Genomic DNA, 15723 nt, shown 5'->3' on the forward strand with positions numbered 1-15723 from the left:
ACCGGGCCGGGAATCTTTTCCGCGCGCCCGGGCCGGGATTGCCGGCCGGCGCATTTCGTTCGCATGGCGCCTTCCCGCCAGTTCGAAACGGTGCGTCGGCGCCGCCAGCACTGTGCCGCAAACGCCCGGCCGCAGCTCGCCCCAAGCAATCGGCATGCCCTTCGGCGGTGCCGGCGCTGCCGCCCGCGACCTGCCCGCAGCAGCCGCAAACCGCCATTCGATGCGGGTTCACCCCTATCCTCGTCGCGTTGACGCCCCCCTACCCCGGTGTTAGCTTAGTTCCGCCCGGAATTGAATCCCCATATACCTTGAGCATCAAGATTCATCGCTGGCGGGACTTGCGGTCCTGTCGGCGGTGATGCGATTGGCGTCGGCGCGGGCTCGCCGGCACAGTTCAGCTTCCCACGAGTGAGGCAGGATCTGTCAGACGCGATGAGCACGGACTTCATTCTTCAAACACGAGACCTGACGAAGGAATTCAAGGGTTTCGTCGCCGTCGACAAGGTCAATCTCAAGGTGCGCCGCGGCTCGATCCACGCGCTGATCGGGCCGAACGGAGCGGGCAAGACAACCGTCTTCAACCTCCTCACGAAGTTCCTCACGCCGACCCGCGGCACGATCCACTACAACGGGCAGGACATCACGCACGAAAAATCGGCGCAGATCGCGCGGCGCGGGATCGTGCGATCGTTCCAGATTTCAGCGGTGTTCCCGCACCTGAGCGTCCGCGACAACGTGCGCGTCGCGCTGCAACGCAAGCTCGGCACGACTTTCCATTTCTGGCGCTCGGAGAAAAGTCTCGACGTCCTGAACAGGCGCGCGATGGAACTGCTCGAGGCGGTCGACCTGCAGTCGTTCGCCGACACGGTCACCGTCGAACTGCCCTACGGGCGCAAGCGCGCGCTGGAAATTGCGACGACGCTCGCGCTCGAACCCGAGATGATGCTGCTCGACGAACCGACGCAAGGCATGGGCCACGAGGATGTCGGCCGCGTCGCGGACCTCATCAAACGCGTGTCGGCGAACCGCACCGTGCTGATGGTCGAACACAACCTCAGCGTCGTCTCGCACATCTGCGACACGATCACGGTGCTGCAGCGCGGCGCGGTGCTCGCCGAAGGGCCGTACGAGCAGGTGTCGCGGGACCCGCGCGTGCTCGAAGCCTACATGGGTACCGAACATGCCTGACGCCAGCGCCCGCCACAACCCCGACGTCGAGATGCTGCGGGTCAGCGACCTGCATGCGTTCTACGGTGAATCGCACATCCTGCACGGCATCGATTTCAACGTGAACCGCGGCGAACTCGTGACGCTGCTCGGGCGCAACGGCGCGGGGCGCACGACGACGCTGAAAGCCATCCTCGGGCTCACCGGCCGGCGCACCGGCTCGATCATGATCAACGGCCACCAGGTCATCGATCTGCCGACCCACCGCATCGCCCACCTCGGCGTCGGCTATTGCCCCGAGGAGCGCGGCATCTACGCGAGCCTGTCCGCCGAAGAGAACCTGCTGCTGCCGCCCGCCGTGAACAGCAGCGGCATGTCGCTCGACGAGATCTACGAGATGTTCCCGAACCTGCGCGAGCGCCGTCACAGCCCGGGCAGCCGGCTCTCCGGCGGCGAACAGCAGATGCTGGCGATGGCGCGCATCCTGCGCACCGGTGCGCGGCTGCTGCTGCTCGACGAGATCACCGAAGGCCTTGCGCCGGTGATCGTGCAGACGCTCGGCCGCGTCATCACGAGCCTGAAGGCAAAGGGGCTCACGATCATCCTGGTCGAGCAGAACTTCCGCTTCGCCGCGCCGCTCGCCGACCGGCATTACGTCATCGAGCACGGCCGCATCGTCGAAACGGTGACGAAAGATGAACTCGATTCGAAGATGCAGCTGCTGCAAAAACTGCTGGGCGTGTGAGCACGGTGGACCAACAAGGAGGAGAACAATGAAACCCAGGATTCTGGCATCAGCGATCGCCGCGGCAGCGCTGGCCGCGCAACCGATGCTCGCGCAGTCGGCGACGATCAGCGACGGCGTCGTCAAGCTCGGCGTGCTGACCGACATGTCCGGCACGTATTCCGACCTGGCCGGCCCGGGCGCGGTCGAGGCGACGAGGATGGCGATCGACGATTTCATCGCGAAGGAAAAACCCGATTTCAAGATCGAGCTGATCTCCGCCGACCATCAGAACAAGGCTGACATCTCGGCGAACAAGGCGCGCGAGTGGATCGATACCGCGAAGGTGGATGCGATCGTCGACCTCGTCACGACCTCGACGGCGCTCGCGGTCATGAAGGTCGCGAACGAGAAGAACCGCATCTCGCTGATCTCCGGCGCCGCCTCGACGCCGATCACGAACGAGCAGTGCAACGACACGACGGTGCACTGGACTTACGATACCTATTCGCTGCCGGTCGGCACTGCGAAGGCGGTCGTCAAGCAGGGCGGCAAGAGCTGGTACTTCCTGACCGCCGATTACGCGTTCGGCCATTCGCTCGAAAAGAACACCGCGGACGTCGTGACGGCGAGCGGCGGCAAGGTGCTCGGCAGCGTGCGCCACCCTTTCCCGGGCAGCGATTTCTCGTCCTTCCTGCTGAGCGCGCAGGCCTCCGGCGCGCAGGTCATCGGGCTCGCCAACGCCGGTAACGACACGATCAACTCGATCAAGCAGGCGCGCGAGTTCGGCATCACGCCGAAGCAGTCGCTCGCGGGGCTGCTGATGTTCATTTCTGACGTGCATAGCCTCGGGCTCGACGCGACTGCCGGCATGTACCTGACGACCGGCTTCTATTGGGACTACAACGACGAGACCCGCGCGTGGTCGAAGCGCTTCTTCGACAAGATGAAGCGCATGCCGACGATGGTGCAGGCGGGCGACTACTCGGCGGTGTACCACTACCTGAAGGCGATCAAGGCCGCCGGCAGCGACGAAGCGAAGGCGGTGATGGCGAAGATGCGCGAGATGCCGGTCAACGATTTCTTCGCGAAGAACGGTCAGGTCCGCATCGATGGACGCATGGTCCACGATATGTATCTGGCACAGGTCAAGAAGCCGTCGGAATCGAAGTATCCGTGGGACTACTACCACATCCGGCAGGTGATTCCCGGCGCCGAGGCATATATGTCGCTGGCCGACAGCAAGTGCCCGCTGGTGAAGAAATAGCCTTCCGACCCGGCTTCCGGCGTCCAGCCTGCGGCGCGCATCGCGCGCCTGGTCAGGCCGGACGTCCGGCGCCGCAACCAGGCCGCCCGCTATGGACATTTTCGGCATTCCGATCCAGGCCCTGATGGGGCAGCTGCTGATCGGGCTCATCAACGGCTCGTTCTACGCGATCCTGAGCCTCGGGCTGGCGATCATTTTCGGTCTGCTCAACATCATCAACTTCTCGCATGGCGCGCTGTACATGATGGGCGCGTTCGTCGCATGGATCGGCCTCACCTACCTCGGCATCAACTACTGGGTCGCGCTGGTCGCGGTGCCGGTGGTCGTCGGCATCTTCGGCATGATCATCGAGCGCACGATGCTCAAGCACCTGTACCGGCTCGACCACCTGTACGGACTGCTGCTGACCTTCGGCCTCGCGCTGATCATCGAGGGCCTCTTCCGCTATCGCTTCGGCATTTCCGGCGAAAGCTACCCGGTGCCCGAACTGCTTTCCGGCGGCTTCAACCTCGGCTTCATGTTCCTGCCGAAATACCGCGCGTGGGTCATCGCGGTGTCGCTCGTCGTGTGCTTCGGCAGCTGGTACATCATCGAGCGCACGAAGCTCGGCTCGTACCTGCGCGCCGGCACCGAGAACCCCCAGCTGCTGCAGGCCTTCGGCATCAACGTGCCGCTGATGATCACGCTGACCTACGGCTTCGGCGTCGCGCTCGCGGCGTTTGCCGGCGTGCTCGCGGCGCCGGTGTTCCAGGTGAACCCGGTGATGGGCTCGAACCTGATCATCGTCGTGTTCGCCGTCGTCGTCATCGGCGGCATGGGCTCGATCATGGGCTCGATCGTCACCGGCCTCGGCCTCGGGCTCATCGAAGGCCTGACGCGCGTGTTTTACCCGGAAGCTTCCGCGGTCGTGATCTTCGTCATCATGGGGATCGTGCTGCTGCTGCGGCCGGCCGGGCTGTTCGGGCGCGAGCGCTAGGCCGCGGAAGCCGGTGGCGCTGCCCCCTGTTCTCGACCGTCACCCAATCATCCAGACACCAGGATCGGCGCAATGAAAGGCAAACACATCGGCTGGATCGTCCTGATCGTTCTCGGGCTCGTCGCGCCGTTCCTCGTCTATCCGGTGCTGGTGATGAAGATCCTGTGCTTCGCGCTGTTCGCCTGCGCGTTCAACCTGCTGCTCGGCTACACCGGGCTGCTGTCGTTCGGCCACGCCGCGTTCCTCGGCTGGGCAGGCTACACCTGCGGTTACGCGATGAAGGAACTCGGGCTGTCGCCCGAACTCGGCCTGCTCGCCGGGACCGCAACGGCCGCGGTGCTCGGCTTCGTCTTCGGCAGCCTCGCGATCCGCCGCTCCGGCATCTATTTCGCGATGGTGACGCTCGCGCTCGCGCAGCTGGTGTATTTCCTCGCGCTGCAGTTCCCCTTCACCGGCGGCGAGGACGGCCTGCAGGGCGTGCCGCGCGGGCGCCTGTTCGGGCTCGTCGATCTCGCGGACACCATGAACATGTATTACTTCGTGCTCGCGGTGTTCCTCGGCGGGTTCTGGGTCATCGACCGCGCGATCCACTCGCCGTTCGGCCAGGTGCTGAAGGCGATCCGCGAGAACGAGCCGCGCGCGATCTCGCTCGGCTACGACGTCGACCGCTACAAGCTGCTCGCCTTCGTGCTGTCCGCAGCGCTCTCCGGCCTGGCCGGCGCGACCAAGACGCTGGTGTTCCAGCTCGCCTCGCTGACCGACGTGCATTGGCACATGTCGGGCGAGATCGTGCTGATGACGCTGCTCGGCGGCATGGGCACCGTGTTCGGCCCGATCGTCGGCGCGACGGTCGTCGTCGGTCTGCAAAACTACGGTGCCGAACTGGGACAGTGGGTCAGCGTGCTGACCGGCGTGATCTTCGTGATCTGCGTGCTCGCATTCCGCCGCGGCATCGTCGGCGAGCTGGCGGTGCTGATCAGGCGCTCGGGGATCCGCATGTAGAACGCAGCGCGACGATCGACCGGCCGCGCTGGCGCCCGGACGAGGCTTTTCGGCACCCAAGTGTTGTTTCGATCCGACCCGGCGCCGGCTGTCATAGAACTGCCCGATAATGTACGCATTACAACAATCGGGCGGAAACGTGTCCGAAACGATCCCCAAAAAAACGCCCGGGCGCCCGTGGCTGAAAATCATCACGCGCCTGTTTCTCGTCCTCCTGCCCCTCGCGCTGATCGCGTCAGCGGCATTCCTGGTCTTCGAAGTGCGCAGCTCCTGGTTCCAGGCGCGCGAAATCTCGCATTACGCCGAGAACCTCCGGTACCACGTCGAAGCCGGGCCCAGCGACTCGGTCCGCTTTCCCGCGCACGGCCCGTTCGACCTTCGCCTCGGCTACGCGAAGCTGCCCCGGTTCATCGAGCGGCTGCAGGCGCGCGACATGACGATCGTGAGCCAGGCGAGGTTCTCGCCGGAGCTGGTGGATTTCACCGAACGCGGCTATTTCCCGCCGTATCGCGAGAAGACTCGCGCCGGCCTCGAGATCGAAGGCGCCCACGGCGGATCCGAATTCGTATACCGCTCGTCATACCCCGTGCGCAGCTATCCCGCGTTCGAGCAGATCCCGGTCCGCATCGTGCAAAGCCTGCTTTTCATCGAGAACCGCAATCTGCTCGACCCGGCACGTCCCTACCTGAACCCGGCGATAGACTGGGTGCGCTTTGGCCGCGCCGCCATGGCGCAGCTCATCAAAATCGTCGATGAAGACCTGAACACGCCAGGCGGCAGCACGCTTGCGACGCAGATCGAAAAATACCGTCACTCACCCGACGGCATCACGCATTCACCGCAGGAAAAGCTGCGCCAGATGGTATCGGCGACGGTGCGTGCCTACCGTGAAGGGTGCGAAACCCTCCCCGTGCGGCGCGACCTCGTGCTCCACTACCTGAACACCGTGCCGCTGTCCGCCGCGCCGCTGTACGGCGAAGTCCACGGGCTCGGCGACGGGCTGTGGGTCTGGTTCGGCGCCGACTTCGCGCACACCAACCGGCTTCTCGCCGCGGCCGAGGCCGAAGGCGCGGTCCTCGAGGAACAAGGGCTCGCGCTGCGCCAGGTGCTCGCGCTGATGATCGCCCACCGCCGCCCGTCACACTACCTCGGGCTCGGCCGCGACGACCTCGCGCGACTCACCGACGCCCACCTGCGCATCCTCGCCGAGGCGCGCGTCATCGGCCCCGGGCTGCGCGACGCCGCGCTCGCCGCCCGGCTCGCGTTCCGCGATCCGCACCGCGCCCGGGCGCGCGCCCCGGTCGAGGCGGACAAGGGCGCGACCCTGATCCGTACGCGCCTTGCCGGGATGCTCGACGTATCACTCTACGACCTCGACCGGATCGACCTCAAGGCTTCTGCCACCCTCGACCAGAAGCTCCAGCAAGAAGTCAGCGACTACCTCGAGCTGCTGCGCGACGTCGACTTCGCGCGCCAGACGGGCCTGATCGGCGAGCGCCTGCTCACGCCCGGCCAGGTGCCGACGGTGAACTACAGCTTCACGCTGTTCGAGCGCACCCCGGACGGCAACCGCGTGCGAGTGCAGACGGACACCACCGACCAGCCGCTCGACATCAACGAGGGCAGCAAGCTCGAACTCGGCTCGACGGCCAAGCTGCGCGTGCTCGCGACCTATCTCGAGCTCGTTGCCGAACTGCACCAGCGCTACGCCAACCAGCCGGTGCAGGTATTGCGCGAGACGACGGTCGACCGGCACGACACGCTCACGCGCTGGGCGCTCGACTATCTGATCGAGGCCGGGAACCGCGACCTGCCGACGATGCTGCAGGCGGCTCTCGAGCGCCGCTATTCGGCCAGCCCCGGCGAATCGTTTTTCACCGGCGGCGGGCTGCACACCTTCAACAACTTCCGCCGCGAGGACAACGGCCGCACGGTGACGGTTCGCGAGGCGCTGCAGGCATCGATCAACCTGCCCTTCGTGCGCCTGATGCGCGACATCGTTCGTCACACGATGTACCAGGTGCCCGGCAGCACCGCCAAGCTGCTCGAAGACGACAGCGACCCGCGCCGCGGCGAATATCTGTCGCGCTTCGCCGACCGCGAGGGCCAGGTATTCCTGCGCCGCTTCTGGCGCAAATACCAGGGCCAGGACGCGGACGAGATCCAGGCGATGCTGCTCGATGGGCTGCGCCCCACCGCCGACCGCCTCGCCGCGGCGTTCCGCTATCTGAACCCCGACGCGGATGCCAAGCGCTTCGCCGCGTTCATGCGCGGTCGCCTGCCCAATTCCGAGCTCGGCGACGCACGCCTCGCAAGCCTTTACAGGCGTTACGCCCCGGGCACCTTCGACCTGCCCGACCAGGGCTACATCGCCCGCGTGCACCCGCTCGAATTGTGGCTCGCCAGCTACCTGATGGCGCATCCCGAAGCGGGCTTCAGCGACGCCGTCGAAGCGAGCAGCGAAGAACGCCAGGCCGTGTACCGCTGGCTGTTCCGTACCCGGGCGAAAAGCGCACAGGACCAGCGGATCTACACGATCCTCGAAGTCGAGGCCTTCCTCGAGATCCACCGCCGCTGGGCGCTCCTCGGCTACCCGTTCAATCACCTCGTGCCGTCGCTGGCGACCGCCCTGGGCAGCGCCGGCGACCGTCCGGCCGCACTCGCCGAGTTGATGGGGATCATCGTCAATGACGGCGTGCGCCAGCGCACCGCGCGCGTCGAGCGGCTCCATTTCGCCGCCGCAACCCCGTATGAAACGGTCCTCGCGCTGCGCGCCGACAAAGGCGAACGCGTGATGGCGCCGGAAGTCGCGGCGGCACTACGCAGCGCGCTGTCGGAAGTCGTCGAAGGCGGCACGGCGCGGCGGCTGGCAGGCGCGTTCGCGCTGCCGGACGGCACGCTGCTCGCGGTCGGCGGCAAGACCGGCACCGGCGACAACCGCATCGTCACCTCCGGCGCCCGCGGACAGGGACGCGGCGGAATCGCGCTCAACCGCACCGCGACCTTCGTCTTCCATCTCGGCCCGCGGCATTTCGGCACGCTGACCGCCTATGTCATGGGTCCCGACGCTGCGGCGTACCGCTTCACGTCGGGGCTGCCGGTGCAGATCCTGAAGTCGATGGCGCCGATCCTGCTGCCGTACCTGCACGGAGCGCGCCCCGTGCAGACGGTGCAGAGCAGCGAGCCGGCAACCTCGCCGGCGCCGTGAATCGGACGCGTCGCAGCCACCCCGGATGTTCCAGCCCGGATCATCCGGGGAGCGCCGCGTGAAGGTGTGTCAGGTGGCCGGCCCTGTCAGGCTCTTCTTGTGCGGAGGCCCGCCGCCAGGCCGGCGAGGCCGGTTCCGAGCAGGGCCAGCACACCCGGCTCCGGTACCGTGCTCGGCTCCACTTGCGATGGATCGCTCGGCGGAGCGTCCGCGGCGGAAGCCTCGAACAGGAACAGGTGATAGGTCGCCTGGAAGATTCCCTGCGTCACGCTGTCTACCCAACTTGCGCGATCCTCGGCATTCTCCGCGAGCACGAGGGCGCTCGCGACGTCGCCGATCGAGGGTCCGGCAAGGTCCAGGTCGCCGGGATCCACGTCAACCGGGTCGAGCCCGAGGTTGAAGACGTGCACTCCGAGACTCGACGGCGCGCTCCCCGCGAGCATCGTCCCGAAATCGACTGCAAAGAACGGCACCCCGGAGACCACCGTGAGCGGATAGGCGTGAGCATCGCCGCCCCCCGTCCAGCCCATCGCAAATGTCGTATTCCCGCTCGTGGCGCCGGCCGTGCCCGGGTGGGTCGCCGGCGCGGTGGGCCCGTTGCGGCTGATCGTGACGGTGGCCAGGCCGGCGTAGCTGCCGAGGCTTTCCAGGTCGGTCAGCACCAGCGCATTGGCCACGGAAGGCACGATCGCCGCCAGGGCGATTCCGGAAATCCTGATGTACGTTCGCATTGTCATTGTTATTTTCCTTGCATTTTTCGGATGGAATATATGCAGGCCTCCCTGCCGGATTTCCAAAGCACTTTCCGCGCCTGAATCTGGTTTGCCTTTCTTGACAAATATTTACAATTCAGCATCTAAGCACCGGAAAGAAAAGTGTAAATATTTTCGACAAATCGTAACAATGGTTTCGCGTATGCGTGAATCACGCTCAGCCGGCGATCCTTCGACTGAATTGCAAACAATTGTGCGCATCGTCATCGCCCGTCCCGCCCATACGTTGAATCCGGTACGAGGCCCGGCGCGTCACGCCCGTCGGCAGTGATCGCGGCCTCGTCGACCGACCTGCCACTCATCCCCTTCGGAGGGGTTTTCCGGGAGACACAACCAGATGTTCCGCGCTCTTCGCTTCCTCTTCGCGCTGCCGCTGGTCCTGCTTCTGGCGGGTAGCGCGTGGGCCGACCCGCCCGGCCGGGTCGGGCGCCTGGCGCTGATCGACGGCGAAGTCTCGCTGCGCCCGGCCGACAGCCGGCGGTGGGAAAGCGCCAGCGTGAACTGGCCGCTGACTTCGGGCGATGCCCTCAGCACCGAAGCGGGCAGCCGCGCCGAAGTCCGCATCGGGTCGAGCGTGCTGCGCCTCGACGGTTCGACGTCCATCGACATCCGCCAGCTCGATGACGAACGGATCCGCATCGAGCTCGAACGCGGCAGCGTCGCGATACGGATTCGGAGCCGCGAAGCGGCGTCGGCGATCGAAATCGAGACCCGCGACGGGCTCGTCGTCGCCGATAAGCCGGGTCAATACCGCGTCGATTACGAGGACGCCGCGACAGTCCTGACGAACTACCGCGGCGGCGAGCTCGATTTCCGCTCGGAGGACAGCGACGTCGTCGTGACCGAAGGGCGACGCGCGCGCGTCCTGTTTTCCGACCACACCGAAGTGCGCTGGAGCGACCCCGAGCGGGACGATTTCTCCGACTGGACGCTGGCCCGCGACGAGCACGACGACCGGCTCGGCGAGCCGCGCCACGTGTCGCCCGAGATGACCGGCGCCGAGGACCTGTATGAATACGGCGACTGGCGAACAGCCGACGATTACGGACCGGTGTGGTACCCGCGCAGCGTGCCGTCCGGCTGGGCCCCCTATCGTTCGGGGCGCTGGGTGCTGGTCCAGCCGTGGGGCTGGACCTGGGTCGACGAGGCGCCGTGGGGCTTCGCCCCGTTCCATTACGGCCGCTGGGTGCTGATCGGGGGAACATGGGGCTGGGTGCCGGGCGCCTACGTTCCGCGGCCGGTGTACGCGCCTGCGCTCGTCGTGTGGATGGGCCTGCCGGGCGTGAGCATCAGCCTCTCGTCCGGTTCGCTGCCGCACATCGGGTGGTTCCCCCTCGGGCCGCGCGAAGTCTACGTTCCCAGCTACCGCCACAGCACGACCTACGTGCGCCGGATCAACATCACCCATGTCACCAACGTCGTCCATATCGACCGGGCGGCGCGGGAACCGCGGCACGCCCGCTATGTGCATCGCGACCGGCGCGAAGCGGTGACGCTCGTGCCCGGCGAAGTCGTCAGGCATTCCCGCCCGGTCTTCCGTCATGCGGTGCGCGACGACGAGCGCAAAGGGCGCCCACCGCGCGCGGCGACCCCTGTCCCGCCGCTCGACCCTCGTCTCGTCGTCGAGCATGATCGCGTCGAACGCGCGACGCGGCCGCGGGACGAGGAGCGGCTGCGCGACGAACAGGCGCGGCGCAGCGTCCGCTTGCGCGAAGCGGTCGAAGAGCGCCGGCAGCGGGAACGTGCGTCGGGCCCGGGAGAACGGCGATTGCGCGACCTGCCCGAAGACGGACGCGGCCGCGAAACGTCCCCCGGGCGCCGCATCGACGGCAGGGAACAGGGACGACCCGGGACGGACGACGAGCAGCGGGTCGAACGCGAACGTCGATTCCCTTCCGCCCCCGAAGCGCGGCCACGCGACCCAATCCCGGACATGCCGCAACGCGCACCGCAGCAGAACGCACGGGAGCTGCAACAGCGCCAGCAGGAACAGGAACAGCAGCGCCAGCAGCGGATGCAGCAGCAACGGGACCAGGAACAGCAGCAACAGGAACAGGAACGCGCGCGCGAACAGTCGCTGCGTCAACGCGCGCTGGAGCAGCAGGAACAGCAGCGCCGCCAGGCCATGGAGCGGCAGGAGGAACTCCGGCAGCGCCAGTCGCAGCAGCGCGAGCGCCAGCAACAGGAACAGCTCCAGCGGCGGCAGCAGCAGGAGCGGATGCAACGGCAGCAACGGGAACTGGAGCAGCCGCGCCAGCAGGGGATACAACAGCAACAGGAACAGCAGCGTCGTCAGGCCATGGCGCGGCAGGAGGAACTCCGGCAGCGCCAATCGCAGGAGCTCCAGCGGCAGCAGCAGGAGCGGATGCAACAGCAGCAACGGGAACTCGAACAGCAGCGCCAGCAGCGGATGCAGCAGCAACGGAACCAGGAACAGCAGCGCAGCCAGGCCATGGAGCGGCAGGAGGAACTGCGGCAGCGCCAGTCACAGGAGCGCGAGCGCCAGCTGCGGCAGCAACAGGGCCAGCAACAGGACCAGTTGCAGCGGCAGCAGCGGCAACTGGAACGGCAGCGCGAGATGCAGGAGCGGCAGCAGAGCGAGCAGCGCAGCCAGATGGAACGACGGGCGACAGGGAATGAAGGCGATGCGCCGCGCGGCGAGCGGCGACGCCCGGGCGACGAGGGTAGGCCCGCCAATTGATGTACCTGCCCCGTTGCGCTGGCTGCGGCGAGGCTCTATCTTTGCCGGCTCCACGAACGTCGTCGCCCATGTCACCCCACCCCTCCGAATTCCGACCCCCACTGCGCTCTGTCCGCGACCGGATGCGCCAGGTCGCGCTGTTCGAGCTGGGCGGCCTGGCGCTGGTCACTCCGCCTTTCGCCTGGGCGAGCGGCGTGCCGCTCTCCGACTCGATCGGCCTGCTGGCGCTGATCGCGCTGCTCGCGGCGGTGTGGAATGCCGCGTACAACACCTGCTTCGACCGCATCGAGGCAAAGCTCGCCGGGCGGCCGGCCGATCGCCGGCCGCTCCCGCTACGCGTCGCGCACGCGATCGGCTTCGAAGGCGGACTGCTGCTGATGAGCCTGCCGATCATCACGGCCTGGACCGGCATGGGCTGGATCGAGGCGCTGGTCGCGGACCTGGGGCTCGCGACGGCCTACGTGCTGTACGCCTTCGCGTTCAACCTCGGCTACGACCGCACGTTCCCGATCGAACCGCAGCGCTGCGGATCGTTTTCCAGTGCCCGGTAACAGCGGCGCCGCGCCACTGCCGGCGCTCGAAACCCACGCCGACCTGCAGGCTCTCAACACTTTCGGGCTCCCGGCGCGAGCCGAGCGCCTCGCGATCATCGAGCATCCGGCGCAACTCGCCGCGCTGCTCGCGCAACCCGACTGGGCCAGGGCGCCGCGGCTCGTGCTCGGCGGCGGCAGCAATCTGGTATTGAGCGGCGATTTCCACGGGCTCGTACTGAAAGTCGCGATCGGCGGACGCCGGCTCGTCGGCGACGACGACGACGCGTGGTACGTCGAGGCCGGCGCCGGAGAAAACTGGCACGACTTCGTGCGCTGGACGCTCGCGCAAGGCTGGCCGGGGCTCGAGAACCTGTCGCTCATTCCCGGCACCGTCGGCGCGGCACCGATCCAGAACATCGGCGCGTACGGGCTCGAAATCGCCGAACGCTTCGCGTCGCTCGCCGCCGTGTCGCTCGAAACCGGCGCGAGCTTCCGGCTGGATGCCGCCGACTGCCACTTCGGCTATCGCGACAGCATTTTCAAGCACGACCTGGCGGGCCGCGCGCTCGTCACGTCGGTCACTTTCCGCCTGCCCAAGTGCTGGCTGCCGGTCACCCGCTACGCGGATGTCACCGAAGAACTCGCCGCGCGCAGGGGCGTCGCCCCGGGCCCACTCGACGTTTCCGACGCCGTGATCGCGATCCGCCGGCGCAAGCTGCCCGACCCGGCGGCACTCGGCAATGCCGGCAGCTTCTTCAAGAACCCGCTCGTCGACGCGGCCACGCTCGAACGCCTCGTCGCCGGCCACCCCGGCCTGCCGCACTACCTGCAGCCCGACGGCAGCGTGAAGCTCGCCGCCGGCTGGCTGATCGACCGCTGCGGCTGGAAGGGGCGCGACCTCGGCCCGGTCGGCGTGTATGAAAGGCAGGCGCTGGTGCTCGTCAACCGCGGCGGGGCGACCGGCGCAGACGTCCGGCGCATCGCGCAGGCGATCCAGGACGACGTTTCGCGGCGCTTCGGCGTGGATCTCGAACCCGAGCCCGTCTTCGTCTGAAACGCGGCGTTCCCGGCAAGCCGGGATTGAGTATCCGAATGTAATGGGCTCTTGAATGTAACCGAGTCTCTTCCATACTCTGCGCCCTATGGATACGCTCCAATGCTCATTCTGTAGCCACGAGAACCCGGCGACCGCGAAGTCCTGCAGTGCCTGCAATTGCTCGAGGAAGGCCAGGGTCGCGGAAAATAGTTCGGGCAGTCAGGAGCGGCCGGGTTAAGCTTTTCGACCGATGAGTCGCTCCTGTTCTGCCTGCGCCGTGCCGCGATGCCTTCCGAATTCGACCTGATCCGCCGCCACTTCACCCGCCCCGCCCGTCACACCGAGCTCGCCGTCGGCGATGACGCGGCGCTGTTCACGCCGCGTCCGGGCATGCAGCTCGCGACCTCGACCGACATGCTGGTCGCCGGCACGCATTTCTTCGCCGACGCGGACCCCGAGGCGCTCGGCTGGAAAGCGCTGGCGGTCAACATCTCGGATCTCGCGGCAATGGGAGCCGAACCGCGCTGGGCGCTGCTCGCGCTCGCGCTGCCGGCCGCCGACGAAGCGTGGATCGAGGCGTTCGCGCGGGGCCTGTTCGCGTGCGCCGGGCGGTTCGGCGTCGACCTCGCGGGCGGCGACACGACGCGCGGCCCGCTGAACCTGTGCGTGACGATCATCGGTGAAGTGCCGGCAGGCACGGCGATCACGCGCGCCGGCGCGCGCCCGGGCGACGACATCTGGATCACCGGCGAACCCGGCCGCGGTGCGCTCGGCCTCGCTTTCCTGCGCGGCGAGACGGCCCTCGATGCCGACGCCGTCGCGCCGTGCATCGACGCGCTGCATCGCCCCCAACCGCGCGTCGCGGCCGGCCTCGCGCTGCACGGTGTCGCCCACGCGATGCTGGACGTCTCCGACGGGCTGGTCGGCGATCTCGCGCACATCCTCGAGGCTTCCGGCACCGGCGCGGTCCTCGACCTCGCCGCGCTGCCGCTCGGCGCGCTGCTCGCGGTCGGCGCCGACGTCGAATTCGCGCAGCGCTGCGTGCTCGGCGGCGGCGACGACTACGAGCTGCTATTCACCGCCGCCGCGGCGCAGCGCGAGCACCTCGGCGCGCTCGCCCGGCGGCTGGATCTGCCGTTCACACGCATCGGCACAATCACCGGCGACACCGGCCGCTTGCTGCTGCGGCACGCCGACGGCAGCGAACGCCCGCCGGCGTGCCGCAGCTACGATCATTTCGCCTGATTTTCATTGACGCTCCCGATGCTGTCACCTTCCCCTGCGCGACAAGGGCCCACGATGATGCCCCCCTCGTACCGCCTGCTCCTGAGCCATCCGGCCCATTTCATCTCCCTGGGCTTCGGCGCGGGGCTCGCGCCGCGCGCTCCCGGCACTGCCGGCACGCTCGTCGCCTGGCTGCTGTACCCGCTGCTGCGGGCACCGATCTCTGACTTCGTGTTCCTCGCGCTGCTGGCGAGTTTCTTCGTCGCCGGCCTAATCGCCGCTGACCGCACCGGCCGGGCCCTCGGCGTGCCCGACCACGGGGCGATCGTCTGGGACGAGATCGTCGCTTTCTGGCTGGTACTATTCTTCACCCCGGCGAGCCTGCTCTGGCAGAGCCTCGCGTTCGTGCTGTTCCGCTTTTTCGATATCGTCAAGCCGCAACCAATCCGGTGGGTGGACAGTCGCATCAAGGGTGGCTTGGGCGTGATGCTCGACGACGTGATCGCGGCCGGCTACGCCATTCTCGCGCTGGCTCTGCTGGTGCGTTTTTTTGGATGAGATGATGGACAGGGAACTGGCTGCACTGTCGGCGGAAACCGGCACGTGGCTCGGTGCACGGGGCATGCGCCTTGCAAGTGCCGAATCGTGCACCGGCGGCTGGATCGCCGAAGTGGTCACGGCAACTGCCGGCAGTTCGACGTGGTTCGACTGCGGCTTCGTGACGTACTCCAACGAGGCCAAGCAGGATCTCCTCGGGGTGAGGGCGGCGACGCTGGCGGACTTCGGCGCGGTCAGCGAGGAAACCGTGCGCGAGATGGTTGCCGGTACGCTTGCACGCAGCCGTGCCGATCTCGCGCTGGCGGTGTCCGGCGTCGCCGGCCCGGGCGGCGGCACCGCGGCCAAGCCGGTCGGCATGGTGTGTTTCGCGTGGGGTCGGCGCGAGGCCGGGATCAGCAGCGAAACGCGGCATTTTTCCGGCGACCGCGAGGCGGTGCGGCGCCAAGCGGTGATCCGGGCGCTGCGCGGGATAATGACATATGATTTACCGGTGGGCCGCTGAAGCAGCGCCCTGCGTACCAGCAATCTCTGTGCCATAATTCGCAAAGTTTGAA

The 15723-nt window shown here is 67.3% G+C and carries 14 protein-coding genes; 13 read left to right on the plus strand and 1 reads right to left on the minus strand.

The features are described from left to right. The first annotated feature begins 432 nt into the window (after window positions 1-432). The 6 genes from pbN1_RS07705 to pbN1_RS07730 all read left to right on the plus strand — a co-directional run bounded on the left by pbN1_RS07705 (window position 433) and on the right by pbN1_RS07730 (window position 8344). Window positions 433-1188 carry an ABC transporter ATP-binding protein gene (locus tag pbN1_RS07705; protein ID WP_169202179.1) on the plus strand — a complete coding sequence of 252 codons (756 nt, stop codon included), beginning with the start codon at window positions 433-435 and terminating at the stop codon, window positions 1186-1188. Further along, window positions 1181-1912 carry an ABC transporter ATP-binding protein gene (locus pbN1_RS07710; protein WP_169202180.1) on the plus strand — a complete coding sequence of 244 codons (732 nt, stop codon included), beginning with the start codon at window positions 1181-1183 and terminating at the stop codon, window positions 1910-1912. Before pbN1_RS07705 ends, pbN1_RS07710 begins: the two co-directional genes overlap by 8 nt. Window positions 1913-1940: 28 nt before the next feature. Next, window positions 1941-3158, plus strand: a complete 1218-nt coding sequence (locus tag pbN1_RS07715; protein ID WP_169202181.1) for an ABC transporter substrate-binding protein — start codon at window positions 1941-1943, stop codon at window positions 3156-3158. A 91-nt stretch (window positions 3159-3249) separates the two neighbouring features. Next, window positions 3250-4134 (plus strand): branched-chain amino acid ABC transporter permease, encoded by an 885-nt coding sequence (locus tag pbN1_RS07720; protein WP_169202182.1) that lies wholly within the window; start codon window positions 3250-3252, stop codon window positions 4132-4134. A 72-nt stretch (window positions 4135-4206) separates the two neighbouring features. Next, window positions 4207-5136: a branched-chain amino acid ABC transporter permease gene (locus tag pbN1_RS07725; protein WP_169118619.1), complete on the plus strand. Its 930-nt coding sequence runs from the start codon at window positions 4207-4209 to the stop codon at window positions 5134-5136. Between the two features lie 109 nt (window positions 5137-5245). Next, window positions 5246-8344, plus strand: coding sequence for a transglycosylase domain-containing protein (locus tag pbN1_RS07730; protein WP_169202183.1), 3099 nt, complete (start codon window positions 5246-5248; stop codon window positions 8342-8344). A gap of 86 nt (window positions 8345-8430) precedes the next feature. On the opposite strand, the gene pbN1_RS07735 is transcribed toward pbN1_RS07730, so the two are convergent. Then, window positions 8431-9075: a PEP-CTERM sorting domain-containing protein gene (locus tag pbN1_RS07735; RefSeq protein ID WP_244857202.1), complete on the minus strand. Its 645-nt coding sequence runs from the start codon at window positions 9073-9075 to the stop codon at window positions 8431-8433. Here pbN1_RS07735 and pbN1_RS07740 point away from each other — a divergent pair. From pbN1_RS07740 to pbN1_RS07770, 7 genes are all read left to right on the plus strand, one after another. After that, on the plus strand, window positions 9062-9388 hold the full coding sequence (locus pbN1_RS07740) for a hypothetical protein (RefSeq protein WP_169202185.1): 327 nt from the start codon (window positions 9062-9064) through the stop codon (window positions 9386-9388). The two genes, pbN1_RS07735 and pbN1_RS07740, sit on opposite strands and share 14 nt — an antisense overlap. 66 nt (window positions 9389-9454) lie before the next feature. Next, on the plus strand, window positions 9455-11818 hold the full coding sequence (locus pbN1_RS07745) for a DUF6600 domain-containing protein (protein WP_169202186.1): 2364 nt from the start codon (window positions 9455-9457) through the stop codon (window positions 11816-11818). 68 nt (window positions 11819-11886) lie between these two features. Next, window positions 11887-12369: a PACE efflux transporter gene (locus tag pbN1_RS07750; RefSeq protein WP_169202187.1), complete on the plus strand. Its 483-nt coding sequence runs from the start codon at window positions 11887-11889 to the stop codon at window positions 12367-12369. Further along, on the plus strand, window positions 12359-13405 hold the full coding sequence (gene murB, locus pbN1_RS07755; protein ID WP_169202188.1) for a UDP-N-acetylmuramate dehydrogenase: 1047 nt from the start codon (window positions 12359-12361) through the stop codon (window positions 13403-13405). The genes pbN1_RS07750 and murB overlap by 11 nt, the downstream gene beginning before the upstream one ends. A 267-nt stretch (window positions 13406-13672) precedes the next feature. Then, entirely contained in the window at window positions 13673-14632 is a 960-nt protein-coding gene (gene thiL, locus pbN1_RS07760) for a thiamine-phosphate kinase (protein WP_169202189.1), read from the plus strand. A 57-nt stretch (window positions 14633-14689) separates the two neighbouring features. Beyond that, window positions 14690-15169, plus strand: coding sequence for a phosphatidylglycerophosphatase A family protein (locus pbN1_RS07765; RefSeq protein WP_169119730.1), 480 nt, complete (start codon window positions 14690-14692; stop codon window positions 15167-15169). A 1-nt stretch (window position 15170) separates the two neighbouring features. Further along, window positions 15171-15671, plus strand: coding sequence for a nicotinamide-nucleotide amidohydrolase family protein (locus pbN1_RS07770; RefSeq protein WP_169119725.1), 501 nt, complete (start codon window positions 15171-15173; stop codon window positions 15669-15671). Window positions 15672-15723 lie beyond the last annotated feature (52 nt).

The organism is Aromatoleum bremense (assembly GCF_017894365.1).
In the GTDB taxonomy this organism is placed as follows: domain Bacteria; phylum Pseudomonadota; class Gammaproteobacteria; order Burkholderiales; family Rhodocyclaceae; genus Aromatoleum; species Aromatoleum bremense.

Excerpts from the sequence above, each read along its gene's own strand:
- pbN1_RS07730 (WP_169202183.1), top strand. The coding sequence starts at position 5,246 with ATGTACGCATTACAACAATCGGGCGGAAACGTGTCCGAAACGATCCCC.
- pbN1_RS07765 (WP_169119730.1), top strand. The coding sequence starts at position 14,690 with ATGCCCCCCTCGTACCGCCTGCTCCTGAGCCATCCGGCCCATTTCATC.
- pbN1_RS07770 (WP_169119725.1), top strand. The coding sequence starts at position 15,171 with ATGATGGACAGGGAACTGGCTGCACTGTCGGCGGAAACCGGCACGTGG.
- pbN1_RS07740 (WP_169202185.1), top strand. The coding sequence starts at position 9,062 with ATGTACGTTCGCATTGTCATTGTTATTTTCCTTGCATTTTTCGGATGG.
- thiL (WP_169202189.1), top strand. The coding sequence starts at position 13,673 with ATGCCTTCCGAATTCGACCTGATCCGCCGCCACTTCACCCGCCCCGCC.
- pbN1_RS07735 (WP_244857202.1), bottom strand. The coding sequence starts at position 9,075 with ATGCGAACGTACATCAGGATTTCCGGAATCGCCCTGGCGGCGATCGTG.
- pbN1_RS07710 (WP_169202180.1), top strand. The coding sequence starts at position 1,181 with ATGCCTGACGCCAGCGCCCGCCACAACCCCGACGTCGAGATGCTGCGG.
- pbN1_RS07745 (WP_169202186.1), top strand. The coding sequence starts at position 9,455 with ATGTTCCGCGCTCTTCGCTTCCTCTTCGCGCTGCCGCTGGTCCTGCTT.
- pbN1_RS07715 (WP_169202181.1), top strand. The coding sequence starts at position 1,941 with ATGAAACCCAGGATTCTGGCATCAGCGATCGCCGCGGCAGCGCTGGCC.
- pbN1_RS07750 (WP_169202187.1), top strand. The coding sequence starts at position 11,887 with ATGTCACCCCACCCCTCCGAATTCCGACCCCCACTGCGCTCTGTCCGC.
- pbN1_RS07725 (WP_169118619.1), top strand. The coding sequence starts at position 4,207 with ATGAAAGGCAAACACATCGGCTGGATCGTCCTGATCGTTCTCGGGCTC.
- pbN1_RS07705 (WP_169202179.1), top strand. The coding sequence starts at position 433 with ATGAGCACGGACTTCATTCTTCAAACACGAGACCTGACGAAGGAATTC.
- pbN1_RS07720 (WP_169202182.1), top strand. The coding sequence starts at position 3,250 with ATGGACATTTTCGGCATTCCGATCCAGGCCCTGATGGGGCAGCTGCTG.